Below are 25953 nucleotides of genomic sequence, written 5' to 3' on the forward strand. Positions count from 1 at the left end.
CGTGCACCCGGGTCGGGCCGCCCGGATACGGTGGGGTGGTGAGTGCTGCTGGCCCGGTCGGGGAACCCGTCGGCGAGATCGTCACCGGTGAGGCCGTCGTCCTCGGCCTGCGCGCGGCGTCGTTCGCGTCCCGGATGCTCTCCGCGCTGCTGGACGCCGTGATCGTCGGCCTCGTCTTCGGTGCCCTGCTGTGGGGGACGTCGGCGCTGCTCTCCGACACCGACGAGGCCGCCTCCGCGGCGATCACGCTGGCCGAGACGGTGCTCTGCTTCGTCGGCATCCCCGTCGCGGTCGAGACCGCGACCCGCGGGCGCACGGTGGGCAAGCTCGTCATGGGCGTCCGCGTCGTGCGCGACGACGGCGGCCCGGTGCGCTTCCGGCACTCCCTCGTGCGCGCCGTCCTGGGGCTCTTCGAACTCTGGAGCCTGGCGGGCAGCCCGGCGATCATCTGCTCGTTGATCACCCAGCGGGGCAAGCGGGTCGGCGACCTGCTGGCCGGGACCTACGTCGTGCGCGAACGCAGTTCCGCCCGCCACGTCCCGCTGCCGCCGATGCCGCCGGAACTGGCGGGCTGGGCCCGCACCGCCGACATCGGCCGGCTCCCGCTCGACACCACGACGGCAGCCCGGCAGTTCCTCGCCCGCACGGCCACCCTGAACCCGGCCTCACGGACCGCGCTGGGTCTCCAGCTCGCCGGGGCGCTGATCCCGTTCGTGAACCCCGCCCCGCCCGCGCAGGCCGACCCGGAACGCTTCCTCGTGGCCGTCCTCGTCGAACGCCGCGACCGCGAGTTCGAACGGATGCAACGTCGCGAGGCGCGGACCCGGGAACTCGAACGGACGATCGGGCGGGCCTAGAGCAACCGCAGGACGTCGTCCCCGGTCCACGGCCGGAGCCGGAGCTCGGTCCGGGACTCCGCGAGCCCGGCCTGCACCCAGCTCACGGTGACGACGATCCGGCCGTCGGTGGGGAGTGCGTCGATCCAGAAGTTGGCGTCGAGGTCGTAGGCGTCGTCGCCTCCCGACGAGGTGGCCTGGGAGGCGTCCGCCAGTCCCTCGGCCTCCCCGACCCGGACGACGACCCGGGGTTCGGAGAACGTCCCCGGACCGATGTCCTCCAGAGCGAGCCGGTGACTCGTGCTCTGCCGGTTCGCCGCCTCCGCCTGCACCCCTTCGGCGCGCAGCACGAAGGGCAACGACAACCCGCCGGTGTGCGCGAAGACGCACCGCAGGGCCGCCACGACCCCCGGCGAGCGGGCCAGGACCACCGGGCCGTGGACGATCGCCCCGAGCTCGTCGGGTTCGACGGCGGGTGGCCAGCGGTGAACTCTCACCCGGCGATCATCGCGCCGGGTGAGAGGTCACGCCAGGAGTTTCAGGCCGAACGCAGGACCGTCGTCGACCACTCCCCCACGAGCAGGGTCTCGACCTCACGGCCGACGTCCTGCTGCGGGTCGGAGGACACGGCGAGCTTCCAGGGACCGGCGGGCGGCTTCGGGACGGTGAACTCGACGGGGTTGGTGGCCCCGTTGACGAGCAGCAGGACCGTGGGCGACCCCTCGGCCTTGAACTGCACGGCGTAGGCCCGGGCGTTGCCGTCGTCCCACTCCGCCTGCGTCATGGGTTCACCGTCGGCGCGCAGCGAGAGCACCGCGTCGGGCGAACCGTCGAGACCGTCGCCGCGGTACCAGGCCCCGCGCAGCGCGGAGGTCTCCCGACGCAGCGTCAGCAGGTCGCGGGTGAACGCCAGCAGCTCGCGGTCGGCGTTCTCCCAGTCGAACCAGGAGATCTCGTCGTCCTGGCAGTAGGCGTTGTTGTTGCCGTTCTGGGTGCGGGCCATCTCGTCCCCGCCCAGGATCATCGGCACCCCGGCCGAGAGCAGCAAGGTGGTCAGCAGGTTGCGGCGCTGGCGGTCGCGCAACGCGTTGACGGTCTCGTCGTCGGTTGGGCCCTCGGCGCCGCAGTTCCAGGAGCGGTTGTCGCTCTCGCCGTCCTTGCTGTCCTCGCCGTTGGCCTCGTTGCGCTTCTCGTCGTAGGCGGTGAGGTCGGCGAGGGTGAACCCGTCGTGGGCGGTGAGGAAGTTGACGCTGCACAGCGGGGAGCGGCGGTCGGCCTCGTAGACGTCGGGACTGCCGGTCAGGCGCTTCGTGAAGTCCCCGAGCGTGCTCTGCCCGCGCCAGAAGTCGCGGACGTCGTCGCGGTACTTCCCGTTCCACTCCGACCAGCGAGCCGGGAACCCGCCGACCTGGTACCCGGCGGTGTCCCACGGTTCGGCGATGAGCTTCACCCCGGCCAGCACCGGGTCCTGGTGCACGATGTCGAGGAACGCGGAGTGGACGTGCGCGTCGCCCCACTGCCGGGTGAGCGTCGTCGCGAGGTCGAACCGGAACCCGTCGACGTGCATCTCGGTCACCCAGTAGCGCAACGAGTCGAGGATCAGCTGCAGCGCCGCGGGGTGGGAGACGTTGAGGCTGTTGCCGGTGCCGGTGGTGTCGAAGTAGTTCTCCGGCTCCTCCTCGACCACGCGGTAGTAGGAACCGTTGTCGATGCCCTTGAGGGAGAGCGTCGGGCCCATGTGGTTGCCCTCGGCCGTGTGGTTGTAGACGACGTCGAGGATGACCTCGAGACCCGCCGCGTGCAGGGCCTTCACCATCTCCTGGAACTCGCGCACCTGGCCACCGCCGTCGCCGGCCGCGCTGTACTCGTTGTGCGGGGCGAAGAACCCGATCGAGTTGTACCCCCAGTAGTTGCGCAGGCCCTTCTCGGCCAGGTGGGAGTCCTGGACGAACTGGTGCACGGGCAGCAGTTCGACGGCGGTGACGCCGAGGTCGGTGAGGTGCTGGATCGCGGCCGGGTGCGCGAGGCCGGCGTAGGTGCCGCGGATCTCCTCGGGCACGTCGGGGTGCTGCTTCGTGAAACCCTTGACGTGGACCTCGTAGACGACGGTGTCGGCCAGCGGGGTGCGCGGAGCGGTGTCCCCGGACCAGTCGAACGACGGGTCGACGACGACGGAACGCGGCACCGACGGGGCGGAGTCGGCGTCGTTGCGCAGCTCGGGATCGGCGAAGGTGTGCCCGAAGGTCTCCTCGCCGGCGCCCCACTGGCCCTCGACCGCCCGGGTGTAGGGGTCCAGCAGGAGTTTCGCGGCGTTGTGCCGCAGGCCCTCCGCGGGTTCCCACTCGCCGTGCACGCGGAACCCGTAGCGGGTGCCGGCGCCGCCGGTGACGACCCCGTGGAAGACGTGACCGGTGCGCTGCGCCAGCCGGTGACGGGTCTCGGCGCCGTCCTCGCCGAAGACGGCGACGTCGACCGCCTCGGCGGTCTCGGAGTACACGGCGACGTTCAACCCGTCCTGGCGGATCGTCACGCCGAGGGGGTAGGGGGTGCTGTTGTCCACCTCGAGATCGTCGGGCAGAAACCGGGGTCCCGCGAGTCGATCTAGTCCTGCTCCTCCCGGCGGGTGCGCAACCGGCCCTTCGCCCAGAGCAGTCGCCACCGGGCCCGGACCCCGTTCCACCAGCGCAACCTCCCCGAGTCCAGCCCCGCCTCGGTCCGTTCCCACCGGCGGACCTCCCGGGCGTGGTACTTCATCGCCACGAGGACGCACCCGCGCAGGAACGCCGCGAGCACCGCGACTCCCCCGGCGATGGTGGCCCACGACGCGGCGTCCTCCAGGTTCACCCCGCCAGGATCTCAGGGGGCCTGCCGGAGGGCACGCGCGGCCGTGCGCAGCACCGGGGCGAGCGCGGCGGCGATCGCGCGGTAGCCGGCCGCGGAGGGGTGGAAGCGGTCCGCGGAGAACATCGACGGGTCGGCGGCGAGGTGCGCGACGACCTCCGGGACCGGCACGAAGTGCGTCAGGTCGTGGGCGCCCACCACGACGACGGCGGGGAGTCGCCGAAGAGCGCCGACCGGACCGGTGCGACGACGTGGCTCACCCCACCAGTCCACCAGCGCTCGCGCGCTCGCGCGCACCGGGATGTTTCACCGGGGCGCTCACGGGGCACGTCCGCGAGGTGAAGGACCACGAGGTGGAAGAGGCGGTCGGGAGCGCCGACGGCGGCGACGAGACCTGGCGGGAGGGCTACCCCTACGAGGAGAAGATGTCCCGCAAGGAGTACGAGAAGCTCAAGCAGGGCCTGCAGATCGAGCTGCTGAAGCTGCAGAGCTGGGTCAAGGCGCGCGAGGAGAAGGTCGTCCTGCTCTTCGAGGGGCGCGACGCGGCCGGCAAGGGGGGGACGATCAAGCGGTTCACCGAGAACCTCAACCCGCGCGGTGCGCGGGTCGTCGCCCTCGAGAAGCCGACGGACCGCGAGCGCACGCAGTGGTACTTCCAGCGCTACGTCCAGCACCTGCCGGTGGGCGGGGAGATCGTCCTGTTCGACCGGTCCTGGTACAACCGGGCCGGGGTGGAGCGGGTGATGGGTTTCGCCTCCCCCACCGAGTACCTGGAGTTCATGCGCCAGGTGCCGGAGCTGGAGCGGATGTGGGTCCGCAGCGGCATCCGGCTGGTGAAGATGTGGTTCTCCGTCTCCCGGGCCGAACAGCGGACCCGGTTCGCGTCGCGCGCCGAGGACCCGGTGCGGCGCTGGAAGCTCTCCGACATGGACCTGCAGTCGCTCGACCGCTGGGACGACTACACCGAGGCGAAGGAGGCGATGTTCTTCTACACCGACACCGCCGACGCGCCCTGGACGACGATCCGCAGCAACGACAAGAAGCGGGCCCGGATCGAGGCGATGCGCCACGTCCTGGCGATGCTCCCCTACGACGACAAGGACCTCGACGTCGTGGGGACCCCCGACCCGCTCATCGTCGGTCTCGGACCCGCCGGACGGGTGCTGGAACAGGGCGAGGACCCGGGACACGTGTTCCCCACCCTGACCGAGCGCGTCCCCGGGAACTGAGAACGCCCGGCACCCCGCGAGGGGTGCCGGGCGTCACACCGGGGGTGAGGACTCAGTACCGGTAGTGGTCGGACTTGTACGGACCCTCGACGTCGACGCCGAGGTACTCGGCCTGCGACTTCGTGAGTTCCGTCAGGTGCACGCCGAGCGCGTCGAGGTGCAGGCGCGCGACCTTCTCGTCGAGGTGCTTCGGCAGGCGGTGGACGCCGACGGGGTACTCCGCGGGCTTGGTGAAGACCTCGATCTGGCCGAGGACCTGGTTGGTGAACGAGTTCGACATCACGAAGCTGGGGTGCCCCGTCGCGTTGCCGAGGTTCAGCAGGCGGCCCTCGGACAGCATGATGATGCTGTGCGCGGCAACGCCTTCGCCCGCGGGGATGCGCCACTCGTGGACCTGCGGCTTGATCTCGATCTTCTCGACCCCGGCGATCTTCGCCAGACCGGCGATGTCGATCTCGTTGTCGAAGTGACCGATGTTGCCGACGAGGGCCTGGTGCTTCATCTTCGCGATGTCGGCCGCCATGATGACGTCCTTGTTGCCCGTCGCGGTGATGAAGATGTCGGCGGTCTCGACGACGTCCTCGAGGCGGACGACCTGGAACCCGTCCATCGCGGCCTGCAGGGCGTTGATGGGGTCGACCTCGGTGACGACGACGCGCGCACCCTGGCCGCGCAGGGATTCCGCGGAACCCTTGCCGACGTCGCCGTAGCCGAACACGACGGCCGTCTTGCCGCCGATGAGGATGTCGGTCCCGCGGTTGATGCCGTCGATCAACGAGTGGCGGGTGCCGTACTTGTTGTCGAACTTCGACTTCGTCACCGAGTCGTTGACGTTGATCGCCGGGAAGGGCAGCACGCCGTTGCGGAAGTACTCCGCGAGGCGGTGCACCCCGGTGGTCGTCTCCTCGGTGACGCCCTGGATCTGGGCCGCGATGCGGGTCCAGCGCTCGGGGTCCTCGGCGATGCTCTTGCGGAGCAGTTCGAGGACGACCGCGTACTCCTCGGAGTCCTCCTCGGTCGTCGCGGGGACGGCCCCGGCGGCCTCGAAGCGCTTGCCCTCGAGGACGAGCATGGTGGCGTCGCCACCGTCGTCGAGGATCATGTTCGGGCCGATGCGGTGGCCCTCGGCGTCGGTGCCCCAGTCGAAGATCCGGTCGGCGAGCGCCCAGTACTCCTCGAGGGTCTCCCCCTTCCAGGCGAAGACGGGGACGCCGGCGGGCTCCTCGACGGTGCCCGCGCCCACGACGATCGCCGAGGCGGCCTGGTCCTGGGTGGAGAAGATGTTGCAGCTGGCCCAGCGGACCTCGGCGCCGAGGGCGACGAGGGTCTCGATGAGGACGGCGGTCTGCACCGTCATGTGCAGGGACCCTGCGATGCGGGCGCCGGCCAGTGGCTGGGCCTCGCCGAACTCGGCGCGCAGCGCCATGAGCCCGGGCATCTCGTGCTCGGCCAGACGCAGCTCGTGGCGTCCGGGTTCGGCCAGGGAAAGGTCCCGGACCTGGTACTCGAAAGACATGGTTGTCCTCTCGTGCGGTCTGTGACGGTCTCCCGGCGCGGCCCCTCTGGGCCACTCGGCATCACCGGACGCCGGAGCTCCCCCCAGGGTACGCGCCCGGCCCGCGGACGCTCAGCCGAGCGCGGGGACCGCCGTCGAGGGAGCCGCGACCGGGGCCGTGAGGACCCCGGCCGTGCTGCGCACCGGCAGCGTGAACCAGAAGACGCTGCCCCCGCGCGGGTCGTCCTCCACGCCGATGTCCCCGCCCAGGCGCAGCGCGATGCGGCGGCAAATGGCGAGGCTGAGGTGGTTGCCGCCGAGCTCGACGTCGGCGTCCTCCCCCGCGAAGGGCTCGAAGACGCCGGCGCGCTGCTCGAGGGGCACACCCAGGCCCCGGTCCCGGACCTCGATGCGCCACACCTCCCCGCGGAACCGCGAACCGGTCAGCTCGGCGCCGAGGGTGACCACGGCGGCCTGCCCGGCGGGGGCGTGGACGACCGCGTTGTCCACCAGGCGGGCGAGCAGCTGGTGCAGCAGCCAGGGTTCCCCGACCACCTCCGGCAGCGGCCCGACCTCGATCCGCGGTCGCAGGTCCTCGGGCAGGTGGGCGGTGAGGGCCTCCTGCTCGTCGGCGACCAGCGTCGCGGTGGCGAAGAGGTCGACGGCGCGTTCGGTGAGCGCCGTCTCGCTGACCTGGGCGTACAGGAGCAGGTCGTCCACGAGCCGGCGGGCCCGGTCGAGGCGGTGGTCGACGGCGTCGAGGCGGTCCTGCCAGTCGGCGGCCGTCCACGTCTCCGTCTCGCGCGAGGCGGCGGCCAGAGCGGTCAGCCGCGCCAGGGGCAGGCGCAACCGGTCCGCGACGACGGTCGTGTAGGCGCCCAGCTCCGACTCGCGGGTGCGCAGGGACTCCTCGCTGTGGCGGCGGGAGACGACCTCGTCGGCGAGCTGCGCGGTGGCCTGCTCGACCCGGCGCCGGGCGCGTTCGCGACCGGAGGTCACCGAGAACAGCAAGGCCGCCAGCAGCAACGACGCGGTGCTGCCCGCGGTGAAGGCGACGGACGGGGCGTGGCCGAGTTCCTCGGCGTAGGCGCGCCCGGTGGGGGTCACCTGCAACCGCCAGCGGCGGGAGGCGGCGATGACGTCGGCACCGGAGGAGACGTCCGCCAGTGCGGTCCCGGGATCGACGGTGGCGAGCCGCTGCGGGCCGGCCGCGTCGGTGGTGTCCCACAGCGTCAGATTCGCCCCCAGGGAACCCGACTGGTCGGCGGTGTGCCGGTCGGCGGTGGACCGCAGGACGGTGCCGGTGCGGAAGGAGGCGGAGACCCAGCCGCGGAAGACGCCCCGGTCGGCCTGGCCGGGACCGCCGACGACGGGGGCCATGAAGAGGACGGACTGCTGCTGCTGCTCGACCGGGAGGACGCGGTCGGCGAGGAGGACGTAGGGGGCCGTCACGGTGACCCGACCGCTGTCGCGGGCCTCGGTCGCCGCGACCGCGATCTGCGGGACCGCGGCCGCGTCGGCGCCGAGGGCCGAACCGACGACGTCGACCGCGCGGTAGCTGACGACGAAGAGGTGCTCACCGATCGTGGTGGGCTGGGGTTTGAGGCTGAGCTGCGTCCCGAGCTGGGCCCGCAGCTCCTGCTGCGCCCGGACCACGGCCTGCGGGTCGTCGGCGACGGGAACGGTGTAGGTCAGGTTGGCCACCCCGGGCAGCGAGGTCATCGTGGCGGTGAGGTCCTGGAAGTCGTCGTCGGTGAGCGCCGGCTGGTCGCCCACGACGGTCGCCAGCGACTCCAGCGTGCTGGTGTAGGTGCGGACCGCGTCGCCCAGGGCGGCGGCCTCCTCGGCGGCGGCCGCGTCCGTGGCGAGACGGGCGTGCTCCGCCCCCGACCGCTGCAGCACCCCGCTCACGACGGCACTCGCCCCGATCCCGCCGCCGAGCAGCGCGAGGGGGAGGCCGAGCACGGCGGCGCGGTGGACCAGGAGGCGACGGCGGGACCCGCTGGTCCCTGCGGAGGTGTCGGTCACCCCATCCCATCGGCATTCCCACGGTGACCCTGCACTCCTTCTTCTAACACCTGCCCGGGGAACTTCTACTACACGTTCGGAGCATCAGGATCCCCTCCCCGTGGGCCGATGCCTCCTCCGTGAGCATGGTCGAACTGGCAAGCCGCGCCGCGGTCCCGGCACCGGGGACGTCGGTGCTCCGCACCCGACCCCGCCCCCGTGCGACCGGCACCGCGACCGGGACGTCGCTGCGCCGCAGCGCTCGACAGGTGGTGGAGGCCCTCGCGGGGAGCACCGGCCTCGACACGTGGTACCTCGGGCGCCTGGACGGGCCGGCGGTGCTGCCGCTGGCGGTGTCCGGCGAGGCGACCGGCGTGCACGTCGGACACCGCGTCCCCTGGTCGGACACGGTGTGCCGGCGCATGGTCAACGGCCTCGGGCCGGCGGTCGCCCCCGACATCACCCTCGTGCCCAACTACGTGCGAGCCCCCGCGGCGATCGCGCTGCGGATGACCGCCTACGCCGGCACCGCGCTGCGCGACGACCACGGTCGCCTGCTCGGGACGATGGCCGGGTGGAGCTCCCGCCCCGACGTGGCCGTGGGGCCGGCGGTGGAGAGCCTCATGGGGGCCTTCGCCGAGCTGCTCGCGCAGGCCCTGGCTGCCGAGGTCGCCGCGGACGACACCCAGCGCGAGACGGAGCGGCGCTCGGTGCGCGTCGACGCCGCCGACCGGGTGACGGAGCTGTCCAGCCGGGTCGGCTGGGGCGCGCTGCTGCAGCAGGAGGACCGGCGCAGCGTGGAACGCGCCGTCCCGGTCGCCCTCCTCGTGGTCGACCTGGGCCGGGTCCGCTCCTCCCGGCGCCTCCAGAAGGCCACCGAGACCGTCGTGCGGGCGCTGCCCGACGCGACCGTCTCCCGGCTCACCGCCCGTCAGTTCGGCGCGATCCTGCCCGACGCGGAGTCCGAGGAGGTCGACGCGGTCGGGCGCGTGGTGGCCGCGCACCTGCGGGCCGCCGGGTTCGACGCCACCACCGCCTGGGCGGCCTCCGGGGAGGCCCGCGACCTCAGCGCGGTGTGGACCCTGGCCGAGCAGCGCCTCTACCGCGCCCGCCGCGACGGGGGCCCCGCGTGAGCGCCGCCGCGCCCGTGCCCCGCACCGTGCGGCTCGCCGGCGTCCTGCACGAGATCGGCCCGGTGCGCTGCGTCCTCACCCTCGGGCTGCTGGTGGCCACCGTGGTGCTGCTGGCCCACGACCGCGCCGTCCGGCACACCGAGGCGTGCGTCTCGGCGTTGCTGGTCCGCAGCACGTGGGGTCCCGACGCCCGCTGCGTGGACGACAACGCCCTCTACCGGATCGACGGGCTGCTCGTCGGGCACACCGTGACCATCGGGTGCAGCGCCGTGGTGCTGCTCGTGCCGTTCGTGCTCGTCTCGGCCATGCTCCTGCCGGTGCGGCGGATGCCGGCCGTCGTCACCCTGGGCGCCCTGGGCGTCGCCGCCCTGGTGGTGGCCGCGGTCAACCAGCTGCGGCTGCTGACCATCGCCACCGGGATGCACCTCTGGGGCGTGGAGCAGGGCTACGGGGTCACCCACGTCCTGGCCGGATCGATCGTCAGCACCGTGGGCGTCGTCGCCGGCGGCCTGACCTTCCTGGTCCTGCTGACCCGGGGCTCGCGGGTGGTGCGCCGTGGATAGCGTCCACCTCGGCCTGGCCCTGCTGAACACCGCCGCCTTCGTGCTGTGCGTGCTGTTCCTCAGCTACGTCATCACCGTCCTGCGCCCCTTCCTGCGCAACCGCGAGGTGGAACTCGGTGACCGCGCGGACTTCGACTGGCACATCCTCATCCCCTGCCTGGACGAGGAGACGGTCATCGTGGGCACCGTCCAGCACCTGCTGGACAACTTCCCCGAGGCGACCGTGTGGTGCATCGACGACGACTCCCGCGACCACACCCACGAGCTGATCACCTGGCTGGCGACCCGGCACGAGAAGGTCCGCGTCGTCAGCCGCCGCCCCCCGGAGGCCCGCAAGGGCAAGGGCGAAGCCCTCAACGACGCCTACCGGCGGATCTGCGCGGAAGTTCCCGCAGACGGCGACCGTTCCCGCGTGGTCGTCGGTGTCGTGGACGCGGACGGGCGCCTGGAGCAGTTCTGCCCCGACGTCGTCGCCGGCCCGACGCTGTTCGGGGACCCGACGGTGGGGGCGGTGCAGGTCCAGGTCCGCATCACCGAGGACGTCGACGCCCTCGTCGGGACCGACCTGGACCGCCTCGTCGGTTCCCGGGCCCGCACCCGGGGTGACCACGTCCTCGTGCGCCTGCAGGACCTGGAGTTCGCCGGCCCCATCGCGGCGATGCAGTTCCTGCGCCGGCGCACCGGCAGCGTCGCGATGGGCGGCAACGGGCAGTTCACCCGCCTCACCGCCCTCGACGACGTCGCCCGCGACAACGGCACGCCGTGGCACGGAGCCCTGCTGGAGGACTTCGAACTCGGTCTGCACGTCCTGCTGGCCGGGCACCGCACCGAGTACTGCCACGACACGTTCGTCGCCCAGGACGGCCTGAGCGAGGTGGGACCCCTGCTGCGCCAGCGCACCCGCTGGTCGCAGGGCAACATCCAGTGCCTGCGCTACCTGTGGCGCGTCCTGAACTCCGAGCGCATCTCCATCTCCGGCGCCCTGGAGATCGCGCACTACATGTGGGTCCCGTTCTCCCAGGTCTTCGGCAGCGTCGTGTTCCCGCTGACCTCGATCGTCACCCTCTACTACGCCTTCAGCGACCCCCAGGGCGCCGACCGGTGGTTGCTGGCCGGGGCCTGGGGCCTCATCCCGCTGGGCCTGCTCTTCGGGGTGCTGCCCCACGCCCTGTGGGGGTTCTTCTACCGCAGCCACTGCGGGACGTTCGTCACCCGGCGCGGGGCGCTGTGGATGGCCGTGGCCAACATCGGCTACGGCTACCTGCTGCAGATCTGCGCTTGGCGCGCGCTGTTCCGCGTCCTCAAGGGCCACACCGAGTGGCACAAGACCGCCCGGACCCACGACCGGCCCGTCGCGAACACCCCGATCCCCTCACCCCTCCCGAGCAGCTGAGGAGCAGGACCATGGACGAGACGAACTCCCCCCGCCGTGCGTGGAGGCGGCTGCTGGTGACCGGTGTCGCCGGTGCAGCCGCCCTCGGCCTGGCGACCGCGACGTCGGCCGCGGCCGACACCTCGGTGGCCACCGCCAGCGCCGTCACGGTCGGTCTGCTGGGAGGCACCGCTGTCACCTCCGGGACCGGGACCGCCAGCAACTCCGGGTCGCAGGCCACCCAGAACAGCGGGGCGACCCCGGCGCTGAGCGTGCTCAACGGTCAGAGCGGCATCTCCGCCGGCGTCCTCGCGCAGACCGCGGTCGCCCGGGCCGACGGATCGTCCGCGGCCTGCGCCGGCCTCGTCGGGGCCGGCGGCACGATCACCGTCGGCGCCGACGGGGAGTGCACCCCCTCCGGGGGCGGCCCGGGTGGCGTGCAGCTCACCGTCGGCGGCCTCGTGGTCATCAAGGCCGACGCGGTCCTCGCCACCTGCACCGCGACGTCGGCGGGCGTGACGACCGGTTCGGTCAAGCTCCTCGGGGTCTCGGCCACCGTCCTCGGCCTGGGCGGAGGGACGACGAACGTCTCGGCCACCGCGGCCGAGAACAGCGGGATCGACCTGAGCCTCGCCGGCCTCCCCGTCGCGCAGGTCCTGACCCGGGCCACGACCAGGCCCACCGCCGGCAGCATCACCGTCAACGCCCTGAAGGTCGTCGTCCTCGGCAAGACGGTCTACGCGAGCATCGGCACCGTCACCTGCGGCGCCAACGCGAAGACCGTCCCCACCAACGCCCTCCCCGGACCCGCCGCACCGCTGAGCGCCGCGGCGCTCGCCGTGCTCGGCTGGCGCTTCCGCCGTCCCGTCCTGCACGCCCTGAGCGCGAGGAGCGGGAGCCGTGGCTGAGAACCTCACCGGGAAGGTCGCCGTCGTCTTCGGCACCCGTCCCGAGATCATCAAGCTGGCCCCCGTCCTGCTCGCGCTCGGGGCGGACGGGCACCCGGTCTTCACCGGTCAGCACTACGACGCCGAGCTCACCGATGCGGTGTTCCGCTCCTGCGGCCTGCCCGTCACGGCCCCGGCGCTCACCGGCGTCGGCGGCGGCACCCGCGCCCAGCAGGTCGCCACGATGGTGGACCAGCTCTCGCAGCTCTTCACCCGCAGCCGTCCGCGAGCCGTCGTCGTCCAGGGCGACACGAACACGACCAACGCCGGTGCGCAGGCCGGGCACTACCTCGGGATCCCGGTCGTGCACGTCGAGGCGGGGTTGCGCAGCCACGACCGGGCGATGCCGGAGGAGACGAACCGCCTGCTGGTGTCGGCGCTCGCCGACGTGCACTGCGCCGCCACCCCGGAGAACGCACGCAACCTCCTCGACGGCGCCGTGCCCGCCGAGGCCGTCTTCGTGACCGGCAACCCCATCGTGGAGGCGGTCGCGAACCTGCTCCCGGACGAGGCGGAAGGTGCCCGCCTGCTCGCCGCGCACGGGCTCCCGGAACGGTTCGTGCTGGCCACGGTGCACCGTCCGGAGAACACCGACGACCCGGCGCGGCTGGGCGCACTGCTCGACGGGCTGGGTCGTCTCGGCTCCCCCGTGGCCCTGCCGCTGCACCCCAGGACCCGCAAGGCGCTGGCCACCTGGGGCACGGCGGTCCCGGCCGCGGTGCAGGTGCTGCCCCCGGTGGACTACCGGACCTTCCTGGCCTTCACCCGCAGCGCGTCGCTGCTGGTGTCCGACTCCGGCGGGCTGCAGGAGGAGGTCACGGTCCTGAAGAAGCCGCTCGTGGTCGTCCGGACCAGCACCGAACGTCCCGAGTCGGTGGCCGCGGGGTTCTCCGTGCTGAGCGAGCCCGAGCACCTCGTCGAGCACGCCGAGCGGATGTCCTCCCCGCAGGTGCTGGCCCGCCTGGCGGCGACCCCCAGCCCCTACGGCGACGGCCTGGCCTCCCAGCGGATCGCCACCCTGGCCCGGGGCGGGGCGCTCACGCCCCAGACGGCCTGACCCGGCCGTTCACCGTTCGCAGTTCACCCGGACGGAGCATGGAGGACGGCGCTCCACCACCCGACTTCTAGATAGTGACTAGTCAGCAGCGCGAGCCGATCGTCGACCTCGGCGACGGAGGACCCGGGCGCCGCCTCGTGGCGGTCGAGTACCTGGTCGCCAGCCTCATCACCGCCTCCGTCGCGCTGCTGCCCGGCTGGACCGGCGTGCACGACGGGGTGATCCTCACGATCGCCGTCTCGGGTCTCCTCAGTGGTGCGGGACTGCTGCTCGTCCCCGCGTGGCCGCTGCTCAGCCACCGGGCCGCCCTCGTCGGCGCGGCGGTGACCACCTCGGTCGGCGTCTACGCCGCCGACGGCTCGCCCGCGGTCGGTGTGTTCGTCGCGCTCTACTGCGCGACCGCGGCGCACATCCCGTTCCTGCGCTCGGTGCGCGGCATGCTCGCCGCCACCGCGCTGCCGTTCCTGCTGCTGCCCACCGCCCTCCTCGCCTCCGGGCACCCCGGCCAGGTCGCGGGGTGGCTGGCCGTCCTGCCCGCCACCACCGTGCTGCCGGTCCTCGGCGTCCGCTCGCTGCTGTCCCTGGCCGCACGCCGCGCCCGTCGCGACGGCGGGTCGGAACTGCTGAACCGCAGAGGGCTGTTCGAGAGCTGCGCCGAACAGCTGCAGGCGAGCGAGGGTCTGGCCGGGCAGGCGACGGTGAGCGTCGCCCACTTCGACGACCTGCGCGACCTGCGCCTGGCCCTGGGTCCCGCCGCCGCCGAGGAGGTCATCGCCGAGTGCGCCCGCCGCGCCGCCGACCTGCCGGGCGCCGTCGTCGCCCGCATCGACCAGGACTCCCTGGCCGTCGTGCGCCCCGCCGAGCTCGACGGCTCGGGCGAGGCCACCAGCACGTGCCGCGCCGAGGGACGGGTACTGCTCGACGTGCTGCGCGAGCACGTCGTCCTGAGCGGCGACGGTCCCGGCCAGGGTCTGACGGTGCGCCCCGACGTCTCGATCGGTGTGGCGTGCGCCCCGCAGCACGGCCGGGAGGTCGAGGAGCTGCTCGCGCTGGCCGACGTCGCGGCGGTGCGCGCCGCCGGCGACCAGGAGCACGTCGCCGTGGCCGAGGGCGAGGCGGCCTTCGACGCCGACGCCCTGCGCCTGCACGCCGAGCTGCCCGCCGCCGTCGAGGCGGGCCAGCTGCGGGTGCACTACCAGCGCCTCGTCGCCGCCGGCACCGGCCGCACCGTCGGCGTGGAGGCCCTCGTGCGCTGGCAGCACCCCGAACGCGGGCTGCTCGGCCCGGGCGCGTTCATCCCCCTCGCCGAACGCAGCCAGGCCATCGTCGGCCTCACCTACTGGGTGCTGCGCACCGCCGCCGCCCAGTGCGCCGCCTGGCGCGCGGACGGCCACGACGTCGGGATGTCCGTCAACGTCTCCCCCGTGGTCCTCGCCGACCCCGCGCTGCTCAACGCGGTGCGCCGGGCCATCGCCGAGAACCACCTGGGCGACGGCGTCCTCACCCTGGAGGTCACCGAGAGCGCCCTGCTGGGCGACCCCGAGGGCGCCGGCGCCGTCCTGGCCGACCTGCGCGCCGCCGGGGCGCGCATCTCCCTCGACGACTTCGGCACCGGCTACACCTCGCTGACGATGCTGCGCCAGCTCGAGGTCGACGAACTGAAGATCGACCGCTGCTTCGTGGCCGCCGCCGCGCAGGTCCCCGCCGACACCGCCATCGTGCGGGCCCTGGTCGACCTCGCCCACCGGTTGTCGATGGAGGTCGTCGCCGAGGGCGTGGAGGACGCCTCCACCGCCGACCTCATCCACGCCCTGGGCGCCGACGTCCTGCAGGGGTTCCACTTCGCCCGGCCGGTCCCGGCCGCCGACGTCTTCCCGAGCGCCCCCGTGGGTTCCGGAGCCCCTTCCGCGACGGAACCCGTGCCGGCCCCTCGCGGCGCCGACGAGGAGGAGCGGGTGCAGTTGGCCCACACCGTCCTGCGCTCCGCCCGCAGCTCTGCGGAGGTGCTGAGCAGCATCACGGCCCTGGCCGCCGCCGTCAGCGGGACGCAGTTCGCCAGCTTCAACGTCGTCACCGAGGAGCACGTGCACCTGCTGGCTCCTCACGGCCACGAGACCGCCCTCGCTCCCCGTGACGGCACCCCCTGCGCCTGGACGGTGCAGCAGCACGACGTCCTGCACCTCGACCCCTCGACCGACGGGCGCGGCGCGGGGGGTTCGGCCTCGCGGGCGGGGATCCAGCACTACGTCGGGGCCCCGGTGATCGACGCGGCGGGGCGGGTCCTGGGCGTCCTGTGCGCCTACGACCGCGGGCTGCTGCCCTCGAGCGACCTCCAGCGCAGCCAGCTGCAGCTGCTCGCCGACGTGGTGGCCGACCACCTCGCCGGGATCGACGTCGCCGACCGGCTCGACGGTGCGCGGAACATGCTGCGAGCGGTGGCCGAGCTCGACGACGGACACCACCGGGTCCCCGGCCCGGACCGGGTGGTCGCGACGTTCGCCACCGCGGTCCACGAGCTGCTCCGGCCCGACCACAGCCTCGTGGTGCACCCCGCGCCGTCGGGCGCCGGGCCGTGGCAACTGCTCGAGCACCGGGGCGACGTCGACCCCCACCTGCTGACCCGGGTCGGTTTCGACCTCACCGGACGCAGCGCCGTCGCCCGCTCGATCGCCACCGGGCGCCCGGTGTGGGTGCCGGACGCCGCGACCAGCAGCCTGGAGGAGAGTGACCTCACCCGCCACCTCGGGGCCGCGGCGATCCTCACCGTCCCCGTCACCACCGGCCACGGTGGCGTCAGCCACGTGCTGGTCGCCGTCTGGCGCGATCCGCAGCACGAACTCGACCCCGTGCTGCGCACCACCGCCGTCGCGATCGCGGGTCGGGCGGCCCGTGAGCTGACCGCTCCGGTGGCGGACAGCGCGACACCGGTCCACGCCGCGGGCTGACGGTGTGCGCGGGGGCGCGGCGCTGACGTCTCGGCGTCCCGTCGAGTCCACGACCTCTCGCGCGCCGATCCCGGAGGGGGTTGGCAGCACCTCAAGAATGCGCAACCACTTCCCGAAACATCTAGCAGAAGGTCTGGAACTGCTAGACATCGGAGAACCGCGTTGTCCCTGCTGGAACGTTGGAAGCCGTCGCGAGGCGACGCACGGGTCGTCGGCGGAACCGGCCGGGCCGGATCCTCCGACCCGGTCCCCGAGGCGCCGCCCCTGCTCTCGGGCGACGTCGAGCGGGCCCGGGTGCTCCACCTCGCTCTGCGCCGCTGGCAGGCGGAGGGCGCGGTGGTGGAGTCGGCGGGCGCGCACCAGGCGGTCGTCCGCTGGGGACGCACCACTTCCCACCGCCGCCACCTCATCGGCTCGATCTGCAGCCTCGGCTGCTGGCTGCCGGTCTGGCTGGTCGTCGCCCGTGTCCGCGCCGCCCGGCGCCGCACCACGCAGGTGATCGTGGACGAGTTCGGCCGGGTCACCTCCCGCACCCTCGACCCGACCCGGCCCGCCCGCTGACCCGACGGTCGGCCGAACGCTGCGGCGACGTCTCGGCACCGGCTCGGTGAACACTCCTGGACCGGCACGCGGACGGCGCCCGGCCCTCGGCGGTGGGTCTGGACGGGCCGGTCGGTTCCCCGACATGCTGCGCCGCATGCCCACCTTCATCACTCCCGACGGTGTCGAGATCTACTACACTGAGGCCGGTACCGGCCGGCCCATCGTGCTGAGCCACGGCTGGCCCCTGAGCTCGGACGCCTGGCAGGTCGAGCTCAAGGTCTACTCCGACGCCGGCTACCGCGTCATCGCCCACGACCGGCGGGGCCACGGCCGGTCCGAGAAGACCGCGAACGGCCACGACATGGACACCTACGCCCGCGACCTCGCGGCGCTGATCGAGTCCCTCGACCTGCACGACGTCGTCGTGATGGGCCACTCCACCGGTGGCGGCGAGGTCGTGAAGTACGCCGCGAAGTACGCGAACGGCAGGGTGTCGAAGGTCGTCACCTTCGGCGCGGTCCCCCCGCTGATGGCGAAGACCGACACCAACCCGGAGGGGCTGCCGATCGAGGTGTTCGACGGGATCCGCGCCGGGGTCCTCGCCGACCGCTCGCAGTTCTACCAGGACCTGTCGGAGAGCTTCTTCGGCGCCAACCACGGCCGAGCGGTGTCCCAGGGCGACAAGGACGACTTCTGGCGCCAGGGGATGCTGGTGAACCTGGTCGCGGCCTACGACTGCGTGAAGGCGTTCTCCGAGACCGACTTCACCGACGACCTCAAGGCCCTGGAGGTCCCGATCCTGCTCTGCCACGGCGACGACGACCAGATCGTGCCCATCGACGGCGCGGCGAAGAAGTCGATCACCCTGGTGAAGGACGGGACCCTCAAGGTCTACGAGGGTGCCCCGCACGGCATCCAGGGCGACTACCAGCTCGCCCTGCACCGCGACGTCCTGGCCTGGCTCGCCGGCTGACGTCTGCGGAGTGGAGCGTTTCGCGGCTCACGAGGCGCACGGGGACGCGGAACGCTCCACTCCACGTCCCGCGCCGTGCGGAGCTCCTCAGCCCAGCCGGTCCTTGAGGTCGGCGACCTGCGGGGAGCGTTCGGGGTCGATCCCGGAGGCCAGCGCCAGGTACACCGCGGCGTAGTCGGTGCGGGCGATCAGCTGCGCGAGCCGCTGCGCGGGGGTTCCCTCGTCGGCGACGAGCTCGGAGACCCGCACCCCGGCGTCGCTCGCGGTCGTGACCACGGCGTTCGCGAGTCGGCGGTCCTCGTCGGAGACCGCGAGCGGGGAGTCGCGGACCATCAGCAACTGCAGGCGGGGCCCGGCGGGGCCGTCGACGAAGGGGTCGGCGAACACGTCGTCGACGCCGGCCGCGAACGGCCCGCCGAACGTGGCGACGACCTCGCTCGCGTCGTCCGGCAGGGCGCCGCTGACCGCGGGGACCCGCGCCGTGCGGGCCAGCATCCCGGCCGCGCGACGGGCCGCCGCGGCCATCAGGTCACCGTCACCGAGCACGACCGGGACCGCGCCGGAGACCTCGAGGGCGAGGACCTTCGCCGGGTTCACGAACGTCTCCGACCACGGGCGGCACGCCTCGGCCTCGGCGTCGAGGCGGTCCGCGACCCCGGCGAGTTCGCTCGCCGACGCGGACAGCAGACCCATCGCGTCGCAGGCCAGCAGCACGGGCGTCACCAGCGACCACAGCGCGACCCGGGACGAGCGCGGGTCGCCGCCGTCGGCGCGGACCCCGCGGGCGGGCCGGACGTGCACGTTGCCGTTGCGGGAACCGATCTCGGACAGCGGGGAACCGTCCCCGGCGACCGCGACGACCCGCGCCCCGCGCCGGGACGCCTCGACGGCCAACGCGACCGGGCCCGGCGCGCGACCGGACAACGAGACCGCGATGACGAGGTCGAGCGGGCCGACCCAGCTCGGCAGCGGCCCCCCGTGGCGGACGACGACGGGAACCGGGCAACCGCGCCCGGCCAGCGACTGCACGATGTCGGCGACGACGGAACTCCCCGCCAGCGCGGCGATGACCACGGCGCGCGGACGGTCGTCCTCGGCGAGGCGCACGACCCGCGCCTCGGCGGAGAGGTCGAGGGCCTCGCGGACCTGCGCGCCGGCGCTGGCGAGCGCCCGCAGGACACCGGTGGAGTCGGCGCCGGTGAGCTGGTCGCCGTCGGCGAGCAGGGCCTCGTCGAGGGCGCTCACGCGCTCGCGCCCGGCTGGATCGCCTGGTCGGCGAGCAGGACGGGAACCCCGTCGAGCACCGGGTAGCGCAGGCCCGAGGGCGTCACGAGGAACTCCGCGCCGTCGACCGTGGTCGGGGAGAGGGGTTCACCGGAGACCGGGCAGCGCAGCAGGTCGAGGACCCAGCTCTCGAGCGCCATCAGTTGCTCCCCCGGACGAGTTCGAGCACGCGGTCGCGGATCACGGTCATGGTGGCCTCGTCGGCGCCCTCGGCGTTCAGCCGCAGCAGGGGTTCGGTGTTGGAGGCCCGCAGGTTGAACCACCACATCGGTTGCTCCGGCGAGGCCGGGTGGAACACGGTGACGCCGTCGAGGTGGTCGATCTCGAGTTCCTCCCCCTCCGCCGCAGCCTGTTCGGTGATCGCGTCGACGACCTTCACGGTCGTGGCCGCGGCGTCGTCGACGGTGGAGTTGATCTCGCCGCTGGCGACGTACTTCTCGTACTCGGCGGCGAGTTCGGAGAGGGGGCGGTCCTGTTCGGCGAGCGCGGCGAGGACGTGCATCGCGGCGAGCATGCCGGTGTCGGCGGACCAGAACTCGCGGAAGTAGTAGTGGGCGGAGTGCTCGCCGCCGAACACGGCGCCAACCTCGGCCATCTGCTCCTTGATGAAGGAGTGCCCGACGCGGGTCCGGACGGGTTTCCCCCCGTCGGCGGTGATGATCTCGGGCACGGCCCGGGAGGTGATGAGGTTGTGGATGACGACGGGTTCGCGGCCGGCGAGGATCTCCTTGGCGATCTCGCGGCGGGCGACCATCGCGGTGACGGCGCTGGGGCTCACCGGGTCGCCGTTCTCGTCGATGACGAAGCAGCGGTCGGCGTCGCCGTCGAAGGCGAGGCCGATGTCGGCGCCGTGCTCGGGGACGGCCTTCTGCAGGTCGAGGAGGTTCTTCGGGTCGAGGGGGTTCGCCTCGTGGTTGGGGAACGTCCCGTCGAGCTCGAAGTACATCGGGACGACGTCCAGCGGCAGCGGCGCCAGACCGGCGTCGATGCCGAGGACCGCGGGAGCGGTGAAGCCGCCCATGCCGTTCCCGGCGTCGATGACGACCTTGAGGCGGCGCGCCCCGGTGAGGTCGACGAGGGTGCGCAGGTGCTGGGCGTAGGCCTTCAGCAGGTCCTGCTCGTCCACCTCGCCGATCGACCCGGACCCCTCGGGGACGCTGGCGGTGTCCAGCCAGCCCTGGGCGAGGTCGCGGATCGCGGAGAGCCCCGAGTCCTGGCCGACGGGCTTCGCGCCGGCCCGGCACATCTTGATGCCGTTGTACTGGGCGGGGTTGTGGCTCGCGGTGAACATGGCGCCGGGGATGTCGAGGAACCCGCTGGCGAAGTAGAGGCCGTCGGTGGAGCAGAGCCCGATGAGGGTGACGTCGACCCCGCGGGAGGCCAGTCCCTCGGCGAAGGCCCGGGACAGTTCCGGGGAGGAGGGGCGCATGTCGTGGCCGATGACGGCGCGCGGTGTCGCGCCGGTCGCGGCCTCCGGCAGGACGACGACCTCGGCGAACGCCGCCCCGATGGCCCGGACCACGCCCGCGTCGAGCTGGTCGGGGACCGTCCCCCGCACGTCGTAGGCCTTGATGAAGGACGACAGGTCAACGGAGGAAGAGGCGGTCACGCTCCGGAGCCTACAAGCGCGCCCCCGCGGACGCGGTGCCGACGAGGGGTGCGACTACTGCTTGCGGGTGCGGTCCAGGACGGCGTCGACGGAGATCGGCCCGCTCGCGGACATCCAGCTGCGTTCCTCGCAGACGTGGCAGGACACGAAGCGGACGGGGGTGCCGTCGGTCAGCGACATCGACAGCTGCGTGACGCGCTCGCTCCCGCAGTGCGTGCAGGCCGCGGTCTCGCGGTGGGCGGCCTGGGTCAGCGACCCCAGCGGCGGGGCGCTGCGGGTGGCGCGGGGGCGACGGGTCGCTCGGGGCGGGTTGGCGGCGGGCACGACCGTTCATCGGCAGGTCGCCCCGGCGGTTGAGGAGTCCGTCCGGGTGATGCCGGGGGCCGGTCAGCTCTCCCGCAGGACCCGCAGGTGGCCCCGCCGCACCGCCGGCGCGTCCGGGTCGATGCCCCGGGGGGGCGCCGGCTTCTCGCGCAGCGAGTCCGCGAGGGCGTCGATGTCGTCGTGGTGGCGGGCGGCCTCGACGAGGTCGGGGGCCAACCGCACGACCTCCCACCCGCGGGGCGCGGTGAGCCGCTCGGCGTGCTCGCCGCAGAGGTCGTAGCAGTGCGGCTCGGCGAACGTCGCGAGCGGGCCGAGGACGGCCGTGGAGTCGGAGTAGACGTAGGTGAGCGTCGCGACCGCGGGCTTGCCGCAGGCCGTGCGCGAACAGCGCCGGGCGGTGGGCGCGGCGGAGCGGCCGGCTCCCGGGCGGGAGGCGTTCGTTCCAGGGGTGCGGGTGCTCACGCGCGCACGCTACCTCCACGTCCCCCGTGAGGTCGGACACCCGCGGAGTGTCTGCGCAGCGTGTCTCCGGAGGGCCCCGCGTGGGTAGTCTCGCCCGGTGGTCCTCCGACGCCGGGCGCAGACCCGTCCACGCCGCCGCCGCGACCGGCACGGTCGTGGCCTGCGCGGTCCCCTGTTGCCCGCTGCGCTGCCCGCGGCGCGCACCCGGGCCGAACGCTTCGACGACCTGGTGCTCGACGCGGTGGAGCTGCTGGAGCGGCGCTGGGCCGAGCAGCTGGCCGGGGTGGAGTTCGCCGTCGAGGACGTCCCGCCCTCCGACCCGGCGCCCTGGGAGGACGACGTCGTCCCGCTGGGCCGCCTCTTCCCGGCCCACGGCAACCGTCCCGCCCGGGTCGTGCTGTACCGCCGGCCGCTGGAGACGCGCGCCGACGGCGACGAGCTCGACGACCTCGTCGCCGACGTCGTGGTGGAGCAGGTCGCGCACCTGCTCGAGATGCCGCCCGAGGACGTCGACCCGCGCTACTCCGACTGAGCGCTCCGCTGGGGGTCGCCGCGTCCGGGTCGTGGACGCCTCACGCCGAACCTAGCGGCGCGAGGCGTCCACGACCCGAACCCGCACGCCGGGATCAGGCGGCGTTGCGGGCGCGGGACAGGATCAGCTGCAGCAGCGTCAGCACGACCCGCTTGACCCCCTCGCGCTCCCGGGCGTCGACGGACACCACGGGGACGGCGGGGTCGACGTTGGCGGCGGCGCGGACCTGGTCCAGGGTGAGCTGGCTGCGGTTCGCGAAGGAGTTGACGGCGAGCACGAACGGCAGGCCGATCTTCTCGAAGTAGTCCAGGGCCACGAAGCAGTCGTCGATCCGGCTGGGGTCCACCAGGATGATCCCGCCGAGCGCACCGTCGGCGAGGTCGTTCCACATGAACCCGAAGCGGTCCTGCCCCGGGGTCCCGAACATGTACAGGATGATGCTCTCGTCGATCGTGACGCGACCGAAGTCCATGGCCACGGTCGTCGTGGTCTTCTCGCTGGCCTCGCCGGCGTAGTCGACCCCGATGGACGCCGAGGTCATGGCGGCCTCGGTGCTCAGCGGTTCGATCTCGGACAAGGCCCCGACGGTCGTCGTCTTCCCGACGCCGAAACCGCCGGAGACGAGGATCTTGACCGGGATCGGGGGACGTTTCACGGCCGCCTGCGGGGGCGCGACCTCAGAGTGCAGCGACACCGTTGATCAACCTCTCGATGAACGAGACGTCGAACGCGAGGGACTTCGCGGTGGACGTCGTGATGAGCAGTTCGCGGGCGACGAGGTCGCCGACGAGGACCTGGGCGACGCCCAGGGGGATGCCGACGAGGGCGGCGACCTCGGCGACGGAGCGGACCTCGGCGCACACGTCGAGGACCTGTCCGAGTTCGAAGGCGAGCGAGCGCTTCGCCGCCACCTCCACACCCTGCGGGGTGAGCACGGCCGTGGTCTCCATCGCGATCCCGGCGGCCCCTCCCCCGGTCCGTCCGCCGGTCAGCAGGTAGGCCCGGACCTCGGAGCCGGCCTCCTCGGCGAACTCGTCGGGGAGGTCCTGCGCGAGGTGGGCCGGTACCGGGGCGGCGGTGGCCGCCGCCCCGGACGTCGTTGCGGCACTTCCGAGGAAGGGACGGTCGAACTCGTCGAACTCGTCCTCCTCCTCGGAGCCGTACTGCTCGAGGGGAGTCACAGCTCCAGCGACGTCTTCAGCTCGGTGATGAGTTCCGGGGTCAGCAGCGCCCCGACGCGCTCCACGAGCATCGTCGTCTCGTAGCCGACGAGACCGAGGTCGCAGTCGGCGGCGGTGACGACACCGAGGCAGGCCCGGCCGGCGATCGAGGAGACCAGCAGGTACCCCTGGCCGAACTCGGTGATGACCTGGCTCAGCGGACCCTTGTGCAGCAACCGCGAGGCCGAGACGGCCAGCGTCGTGAGGCCGGAGACGGTCGCGGCGAGCTTGTCCGCGTCCGCGCGGTCGAGGTCGGCGCGCATGGTCATGAGCAGCCCGTCGGAGGAGACCCCGATGGCCTGCTCCACACCGGGAGTCTGGGAGACGAAGCGTTCGAGCAGGAAGTTGACGTCCTGCGCGGTCTGGCTGACGAGGTTCTGGGAGTCGACGCTCATCGGGGTCACTCGCTCTCGGTGGTGGTGTCGGCGGAGGTGTCGGCGGAGCTTTCCTTGCGGGCGCGGGCGACCCCGCTCTGCAGGCCGGAGAGGCCACGACGGACCTCGTCGGCGGAACGGGACGTGGTCGCGGTCGCCGCCGCGGCGTCACCGGTGTCGGGCAGCTGCGCACCACGGACGCGGGTGCGGACGACGGTCTCCGGCAGGTCGGCGGGCAGTGCCGCGACCTGCGGCCCGACCCCCTCCTCGGCCGTGCGGCCGAGGTCGCGGCCGAGGTCGGCGAGCTGGGCGCCGCGGACGCGGGTGGAGGGAACCCCGGAGGTGGCGCGGGACTGCGGGACCGACGCCTTCAGCGGGGCGACCGCCTGGACCGGGACGACCTCGGCGACCGGAGCCGCGACGGGAACCTCGACCGGGGCCGCGACCGGAGCGGCCTCGACGACGGGTTCGACGACGGCTTCCGCCGTGACCTCGGCGACGGGCGCGCCGACGAGGGCGAGCTCGGGCTCCGGCACGGACTCCACGACGGGGGCCGCGACGGGGGCCGCGACGGGGGCCGCGGGAACGGCCGCACGGGAACCGAGCACGACGAGCGTGTTCGGCAGCACGACGGTCGCGACGACCCCGGAGCCGGGGGCGCGGGAGAGGCGGATGGACATGGTCCAGCGGGCCGCGAGCAGACCGACGACGTGGTGACCGAGCAGACGCGAGTCCGGACGGGTGTTCGCCGCGTTCTGGATGCGGTTGTTGGCGACGGCGATCTCGTCGTCGCTCATGCCGACACCGGAGTCGGTGACGGAGAGGGCGTAGCCACCGTCGACGGTCGGGGAACCGCTGACGACGACGCGGGTCGTGCTGGGCGAGAACGCGGTCGCGTTCTCCAGCAGTTCCGCCAGCAGGTGGGTGACGTCGGCCGCGGCGCTGCCGTGCAGGGTCGCGTCGTCGAGCTCGGTGATGTCGACGCGGGGGTAGTCCTCGATCTCGGCGAGGGCCGCGCGGACGACGCCGGCGACGGGCACCGGGCGGGACTTGGTGCGGGTCTGCTCCGCGCCGGCGAGGACGAGCATCGACTCGGCGTTGCGGCGGACACGGGTGGAGAGGTGGTCCAGGCGGAACAGCTTGTCGAGGACCTGCGGGTCGCGCTCGGAACGTTCGAGCTCGGCGAGGAACGCGAGGGTACGGGTGAGCAGGTTCTGGTTGCGGCGGCCGAGGTTGACGAGCATCTCGGCGGCGGCGACCTCGTTGCGGTGCTGCTCGAGCGCGAGGTCGAGGGCGCTGTCCTGGACGTGGTTGAACGCGACGGCGAGGGCGGCGAGCTCGTCCTTGGTCGCGACCTCGAAGGCCGGCAGCGTCGGCGGCACGCCGTCGGCGGCCAGGACGCGGATCTCGCCGATGGCCTCGGGCAGGCGCTCGGAGGCGACCTCCTCGGCGCGGGCGGTGAGCGCGCGCAGCGGGACGACGACGGTGCGGATGAGGGCGATCAGCATGAGCGCGACCAGCACGACGGCGAGGGCGGCGACGGCGATGATGAACAGCTGGGCGATGTGCGCCACGCGGGTCGCGTGGGCCTCGGCCGCGGCGCTGCGCTTCGCGACGGAGGCCTCGAGGCGGTCCATCGCGGTGAGGATCTGCTGGTAGACCGGGTACCCGCCGTTGAGGATGTGCGCCTCGGCGTCCGCCGTGCGCCCGTCGCGGTAGGCGATGACGGCGCGGTTGTCGTAGTCGATGAACTGGTCCCAGAGACCGATGAGCTCGACGTTGATGGCCTGCTCGTCCTTGGTCATCAGACCGGTGGGGGCGGTCTTGAGGGCCGTGACGAGGGTGGTGCGGTCGTCGAGGTAGGCGGCGCGGTTGCGGTTGTCGTCCGCGAGCGCGGCGTCCACGCCGATGCGGTAGGTGTCCCACGCGTAGGCGTTCTGCCAGGCGCTGATGTCGGCGTCGTAGTAGCGCTGCTGGTTCACGTACTGGACGAGCTTGGTGGCGTCCTGGGCGTCGGCCAGGGTCTTGGACTGCTCACGGCTCCCGACGAACGAGACGGCGCCGGTGATCAGGGTGAGCACCAGGATCACCCCGAAGGCGATGGCGAAGCGTGCGCCCACTCGGACGCGACGCAGCAGGAAGGTCATGCGTTCTCCTCTTCCAACGTGGGTGCCGGGCGGGCCGGTGGGTCCACGAGCAGTCATCGG

The 25953-nt window shown here is 73.1% G+C and carries 26 protein-coding genes; 11 read left to right on the forward strand and 15 right to left on the reverse strand.

Going from position 1 to position 25953, the window contains the following annotated elements; translation table 11 throughout:
- Positions 1 to 38: 38 nt before the first annotated feature.
- Positions 39 to 857: an RDD family protein gene (locus SJY07_RS07090; protein WP_380158011.1), complete on the forward strand. Its 819-nt coding sequence runs from the start codon at positions 39 to 41 to the stop codon at positions 855 to 857.
- On the opposite strand, the gene SJY07_RS07095 is transcribed toward SJY07_RS07090, so the two are convergent.
- The 4 genes from SJY07_RS07095 to SJY07_RS07110 are packed head-to-tail and all read right to left on the reverse strand — an operon-like array spanning position 854 to position 3974.
- Entirely contained in the window at positions 854 to 1333 is a 480-nt protein-coding gene (locus SJY07_RS07095; RefSeq protein ID WP_380158013.1) for a hypothetical protein, read from the reverse strand. The two genes, SJY07_RS07090 and SJY07_RS07095, sit on opposite strands and share 4 nt — an antisense overlap.
- 41 nt (positions 1334 to 1374) lie before the next feature.
- Positions 1375 to 3396 (reverse strand): glycogen debranching protein GlgX, encoded by a 2022-nt coding sequence (gene glgX, locus SJY07_RS07100; protein ID WP_380158015.1) that lies wholly within the window; start codon positions 3394 to 3396, stop codon positions 1375 to 1377.
- Positions 3397 to 3437: 41 nt separating this feature from the next.
- Entirely contained in the window at positions 3438 to 3680 is a 243-nt protein-coding gene (locus SJY07_RS07105) for a hypothetical protein (protein ID WP_328294951.1), read from the reverse strand.
- Between the two features lie 12 nt (positions 3681 to 3692).
- The gene (locus tag SJY07_RS07110; protein WP_328294950.1) at positions 3693 to 3974 is read right to left on the reverse strand and encodes a hypothetical protein; all 282 of its coding nucleotides are present in this window, start codon (positions 3972 to 3974) and stop codon (positions 3693 to 3695) included.
- 56 nt (positions 3975 to 4030) lie between these two features.
- On the opposite strand from SJY07_RS07110, the gene ppk2 reads away from it, so the two are divergent.
- Positions 4031 to 4906 (forward strand): polyphosphate kinase 2, encoded by an 876-nt coding sequence (gene ppk2 / locus SJY07_RS07115; RefSeq protein ID WP_380158018.1) that lies wholly within the window; start codon positions 4031 to 4033, stop codon positions 4904 to 4906.
- Positions 4907 to 4958: 52 nt separating this feature from the next.
- On the opposite strand, the gene ahcY is transcribed toward ppk2, so the two are convergent.
- Positions 4959 to 6422 (reverse strand): adenosylhomocysteinase, encoded by a 1464-nt coding sequence (gene ahcY, locus SJY07_RS07120; RefSeq protein WP_380158020.1) that lies wholly within the window; start codon positions 6420 to 6422, stop codon positions 4959 to 4961.
- A gap of 111 nt (positions 6423 to 6533) precedes the next feature.
- Positions 6534 to 8429, reverse strand: a complete 1896-nt coding sequence (locus tag SJY07_RS07125) for an ATP-binding protein (protein WP_380158022.1) — start codon at positions 8427 to 8429, stop codon at positions 6534 to 6536.
- Positions 8430 to 8548: 119 nt separating this feature from the next.
- On the opposite strand from SJY07_RS07125, the gene SJY07_RS07130 reads away from it, so the two are divergent.
- From SJY07_RS07130 to SJY07_RS07165, 8 genes are all read left to right on the forward strand, one after another.
- The gene (locus SJY07_RS07130; RefSeq protein WP_328294946.1) at positions 8549 to 9541 is read left to right on the forward strand and encodes a hypothetical protein; all 993 of its coding nucleotides are present in this window, start codon (positions 8549 to 8551) and stop codon (positions 9539 to 9541) included.
- Entirely contained in the window at positions 9538 to 10104 is a 567-nt protein-coding gene (locus SJY07_RS07135) for a hypothetical protein (RefSeq protein ID WP_328294945.1), read from the forward strand. The genes SJY07_RS07130 and SJY07_RS07135 overlap by 4 nt, the downstream gene beginning before the upstream one ends.
- Entirely contained in the window at positions 10097 to 11497 is a 1401-nt protein-coding gene (locus SJY07_RS07140; protein ID WP_328294944.1) for a glycosyltransferase family 2 protein, read from the forward strand. Before SJY07_RS07135 ends, SJY07_RS07140 begins: the two co-directional genes overlap by 8 nt.
- Before the next feature lie 11 nt (positions 11498 to 11508).
- The gene (locus SJY07_RS07145) at positions 11509 to 12384 is read left to right on the forward strand and encodes a hypothetical protein (RefSeq protein WP_380158025.1); all 876 of its coding nucleotides are present in this window, start codon (positions 11509 to 11511) and stop codon (positions 12382 to 12384) included.
- Positions 12377 to 13480, forward strand: a complete 1104-nt coding sequence (gene wecB, locus SJY07_RS07150) for a non-hydrolyzing UDP-N-acetylglucosamine 2-epimerase (protein WP_380158027.1) — start codon at positions 12377 to 12379, stop codon at positions 13478 to 13480. The genes SJY07_RS07145 and wecB overlap by 8 nt, the downstream gene beginning before the upstream one ends.
- A gap of 74 nt (positions 13481 to 13554) precedes the next feature.
- The gene (locus SJY07_RS07155) at positions 13555 to 16425 is read left to right on the forward strand and encodes an EAL domain-containing protein (RefSeq protein ID WP_380158029.1); all 2871 of its coding nucleotides are present in this window, start codon (positions 13555 to 13557) and stop codon (positions 16423 to 16425) included.
- A 162-nt stretch (positions 16426 to 16587) separates the two neighbouring features.
- Positions 16588 to 16986 (forward strand): hypothetical protein, encoded by a 399-nt coding sequence (locus SJY07_RS07160; protein ID WP_380158031.1) that lies wholly within the window; start codon positions 16588 to 16590, stop codon positions 16984 to 16986.
- Between the two features lie 136 nt (positions 16987 to 17122).
- Positions 17123 to 17941 carry an alpha/beta fold hydrolase gene (locus tag SJY07_RS07165; RefSeq protein ID WP_380158033.1) on the forward strand — a complete coding sequence of 273 codons (819 nt, stop codon included), beginning with the start codon at positions 17123 to 17125 and terminating at the stop codon, positions 17939 to 17941.
- A gap of 87 nt (positions 17942 to 18028) precedes the next feature.
- Here SJY07_RS07165 and SJY07_RS07170 read toward each other — a convergent pair whose 3' ends face one another.
- From SJY07_RS07170 to SJY07_RS07190, 5 genes are all read right to left on the reverse strand, one after another.
- A complete protein-coding gene (locus SJY07_RS07170; protein WP_328294938.1) occupies positions 18029 to 19186 on the reverse strand; it encodes an SIS domain-containing protein in 1158 nt (385 codons plus the stop codon).
- Complete coding sequence (locus tag SJY07_RS07175; protein ID WP_328294937.1) at positions 19183 to 19365, reverse strand: Trm112 family protein; 183 nt, start codon at positions 19363 to 19365, stop codon at positions 19183 to 19185. Before SJY07_RS07175 ends, SJY07_RS07170 begins: the two co-directional genes overlap by 4 nt.
- Positions 19365 to 20834, reverse strand: coding sequence for a phosphomannomutase/phosphoglucomutase (locus SJY07_RS07180; protein ID WP_380158036.1), 1470 nt, complete (start codon positions 20832 to 20834; stop codon positions 19365 to 19367). Before SJY07_RS07180 ends, SJY07_RS07175 begins: the two co-directional genes overlap by 1 nt.
- A 54-nt stretch (positions 20835 to 20888) precedes the next feature.
- Entirely contained in the window at positions 20889 to 21158 is a 270-nt protein-coding gene (locus SJY07_RS07185) for a hypothetical protein (RefSeq protein ID WP_328294935.1), read from the reverse strand.
- A 63-nt stretch (positions 21159 to 21221) separates the two neighbouring features.
- Positions 21222 to 21620, reverse strand: a complete 399-nt coding sequence (locus SJY07_RS07190) for a DUF3499 domain-containing protein (RefSeq protein ID WP_380158038.1) — start codon at positions 21618 to 21620, stop codon at positions 21222 to 21224.
- A gap of 97 nt (positions 21621 to 21717) precedes the next feature.
- On the opposite strand from SJY07_RS07190, the gene SJY07_RS07195 reads away from it, so the two are divergent.
- Positions 21718 to 22152 carry a metallopeptidase family protein gene (locus tag SJY07_RS07195; RefSeq protein ID WP_328294933.1) on the forward strand — a complete coding sequence of 145 codons (435 nt, stop codon included), beginning with the start codon at positions 21718 to 21720 and terminating at the stop codon, positions 22150 to 22152.
- Between the two features lie 94 nt (positions 22153 to 22246).
- Here SJY07_RS07195 and SJY07_RS07200 read toward each other — a convergent pair whose 3' ends face one another.
- Genes SJY07_RS07200 through SJY07_RS07215 form a run of 4 tightly spaced genes read right to left on the reverse strand, consistent with a single transcriptional unit; the run spans position 22247 to position 25893 of the window.
- Entirely contained in the window at positions 22247 to 22846 is a 600-nt protein-coding gene (locus SJY07_RS07200) for an ATP/GTP-binding protein (protein WP_328294932.1), read from the reverse strand.
- On the reverse strand, positions 22830 to 23333 hold the full coding sequence (locus tag SJY07_RS07205) for a DUF742 domain-containing protein (RefSeq protein WP_380158041.1): 504 nt from the start codon (positions 23331 to 23333) through the stop codon (positions 22830 to 22832). Before SJY07_RS07205 ends, SJY07_RS07200 begins: the two co-directional genes overlap by 17 nt.
- On the reverse strand, positions 23330 to 23767 hold the full coding sequence (locus tag SJY07_RS07210; protein ID WP_328294930.1) for a roadblock/LC7 domain-containing protein: 438 nt from the start codon (positions 23765 to 23767) through the stop codon (positions 23330 to 23332). The genes SJY07_RS07205 and SJY07_RS07210 overlap by 4 nt, the downstream gene beginning before the upstream one ends.
- A 5-nt stretch (positions 23768 to 23772) precedes the next feature.
- Positions 23773 to 25893, reverse strand: a complete 2121-nt coding sequence (locus tag SJY07_RS07215) for an ATP-binding protein (protein ID WP_380158043.1) — start codon at positions 25891 to 25893, stop codon at positions 23773 to 23775.
- Between the last annotated feature and the right edge of the window lie 60 nt (positions 25894 to 25953).

Origin of the sequence: Kineococcus sp. R86509 (assembly GCF_042466365.1) — a bacterium.
In the GTDB taxonomy this organism is placed as follows: Bacteria; Actinomycetota; Actinomycetes; order Actinomycetales; family Kineococcaceae; genus Kineococcus.

What these genes read in the sequence shown, in the direction of transcription:
- ahcY (WP_380158020.1), bottom strand. Translation starts at nt 6,422, where the DNA reads ATGTCTTTCGAGTACCAGGTCCGGGACCTTTCCCTGGCCGAACCCGGA.
- SJY07_RS07145 (WP_380158025.1), top strand. Translation starts at nt 11,509, where the DNA reads ATGGACGAGACGAACTCCCCCCGCCGTGCGTGGAGGCGGCTGCTGGTG.
- SJY07_RS07165 (WP_380158033.1), top strand. Translation starts at nt 17,123, where the DNA reads ATGCCCACCTTCATCACTCCCGACGGTGTCGAGATCTACTACACTGAG.
- SJY07_RS07175 (WP_328294937.1), bottom strand. Translation starts at nt 19,365, where the DNA reads ATGGCGCTCGAGAGCTGGGTCCTCGACCTGCTGCGCTGCCCGGTCTCC.
- SJY07_RS07210 (WP_328294930.1), bottom strand. Translation starts at nt 23,767, where the DNA reads ATGAGCGTCGACTCCCAGAACCTCGTCAGCCAGACCGCGCAGGACGTC.
- SJY07_RS07215 (WP_380158043.1), bottom strand. Translation starts at nt 25,893, where the DNA reads ATGACCTTCCTGCTGCGTCGCGTCCGAGTGGGCGCACGCTTCGCCATC.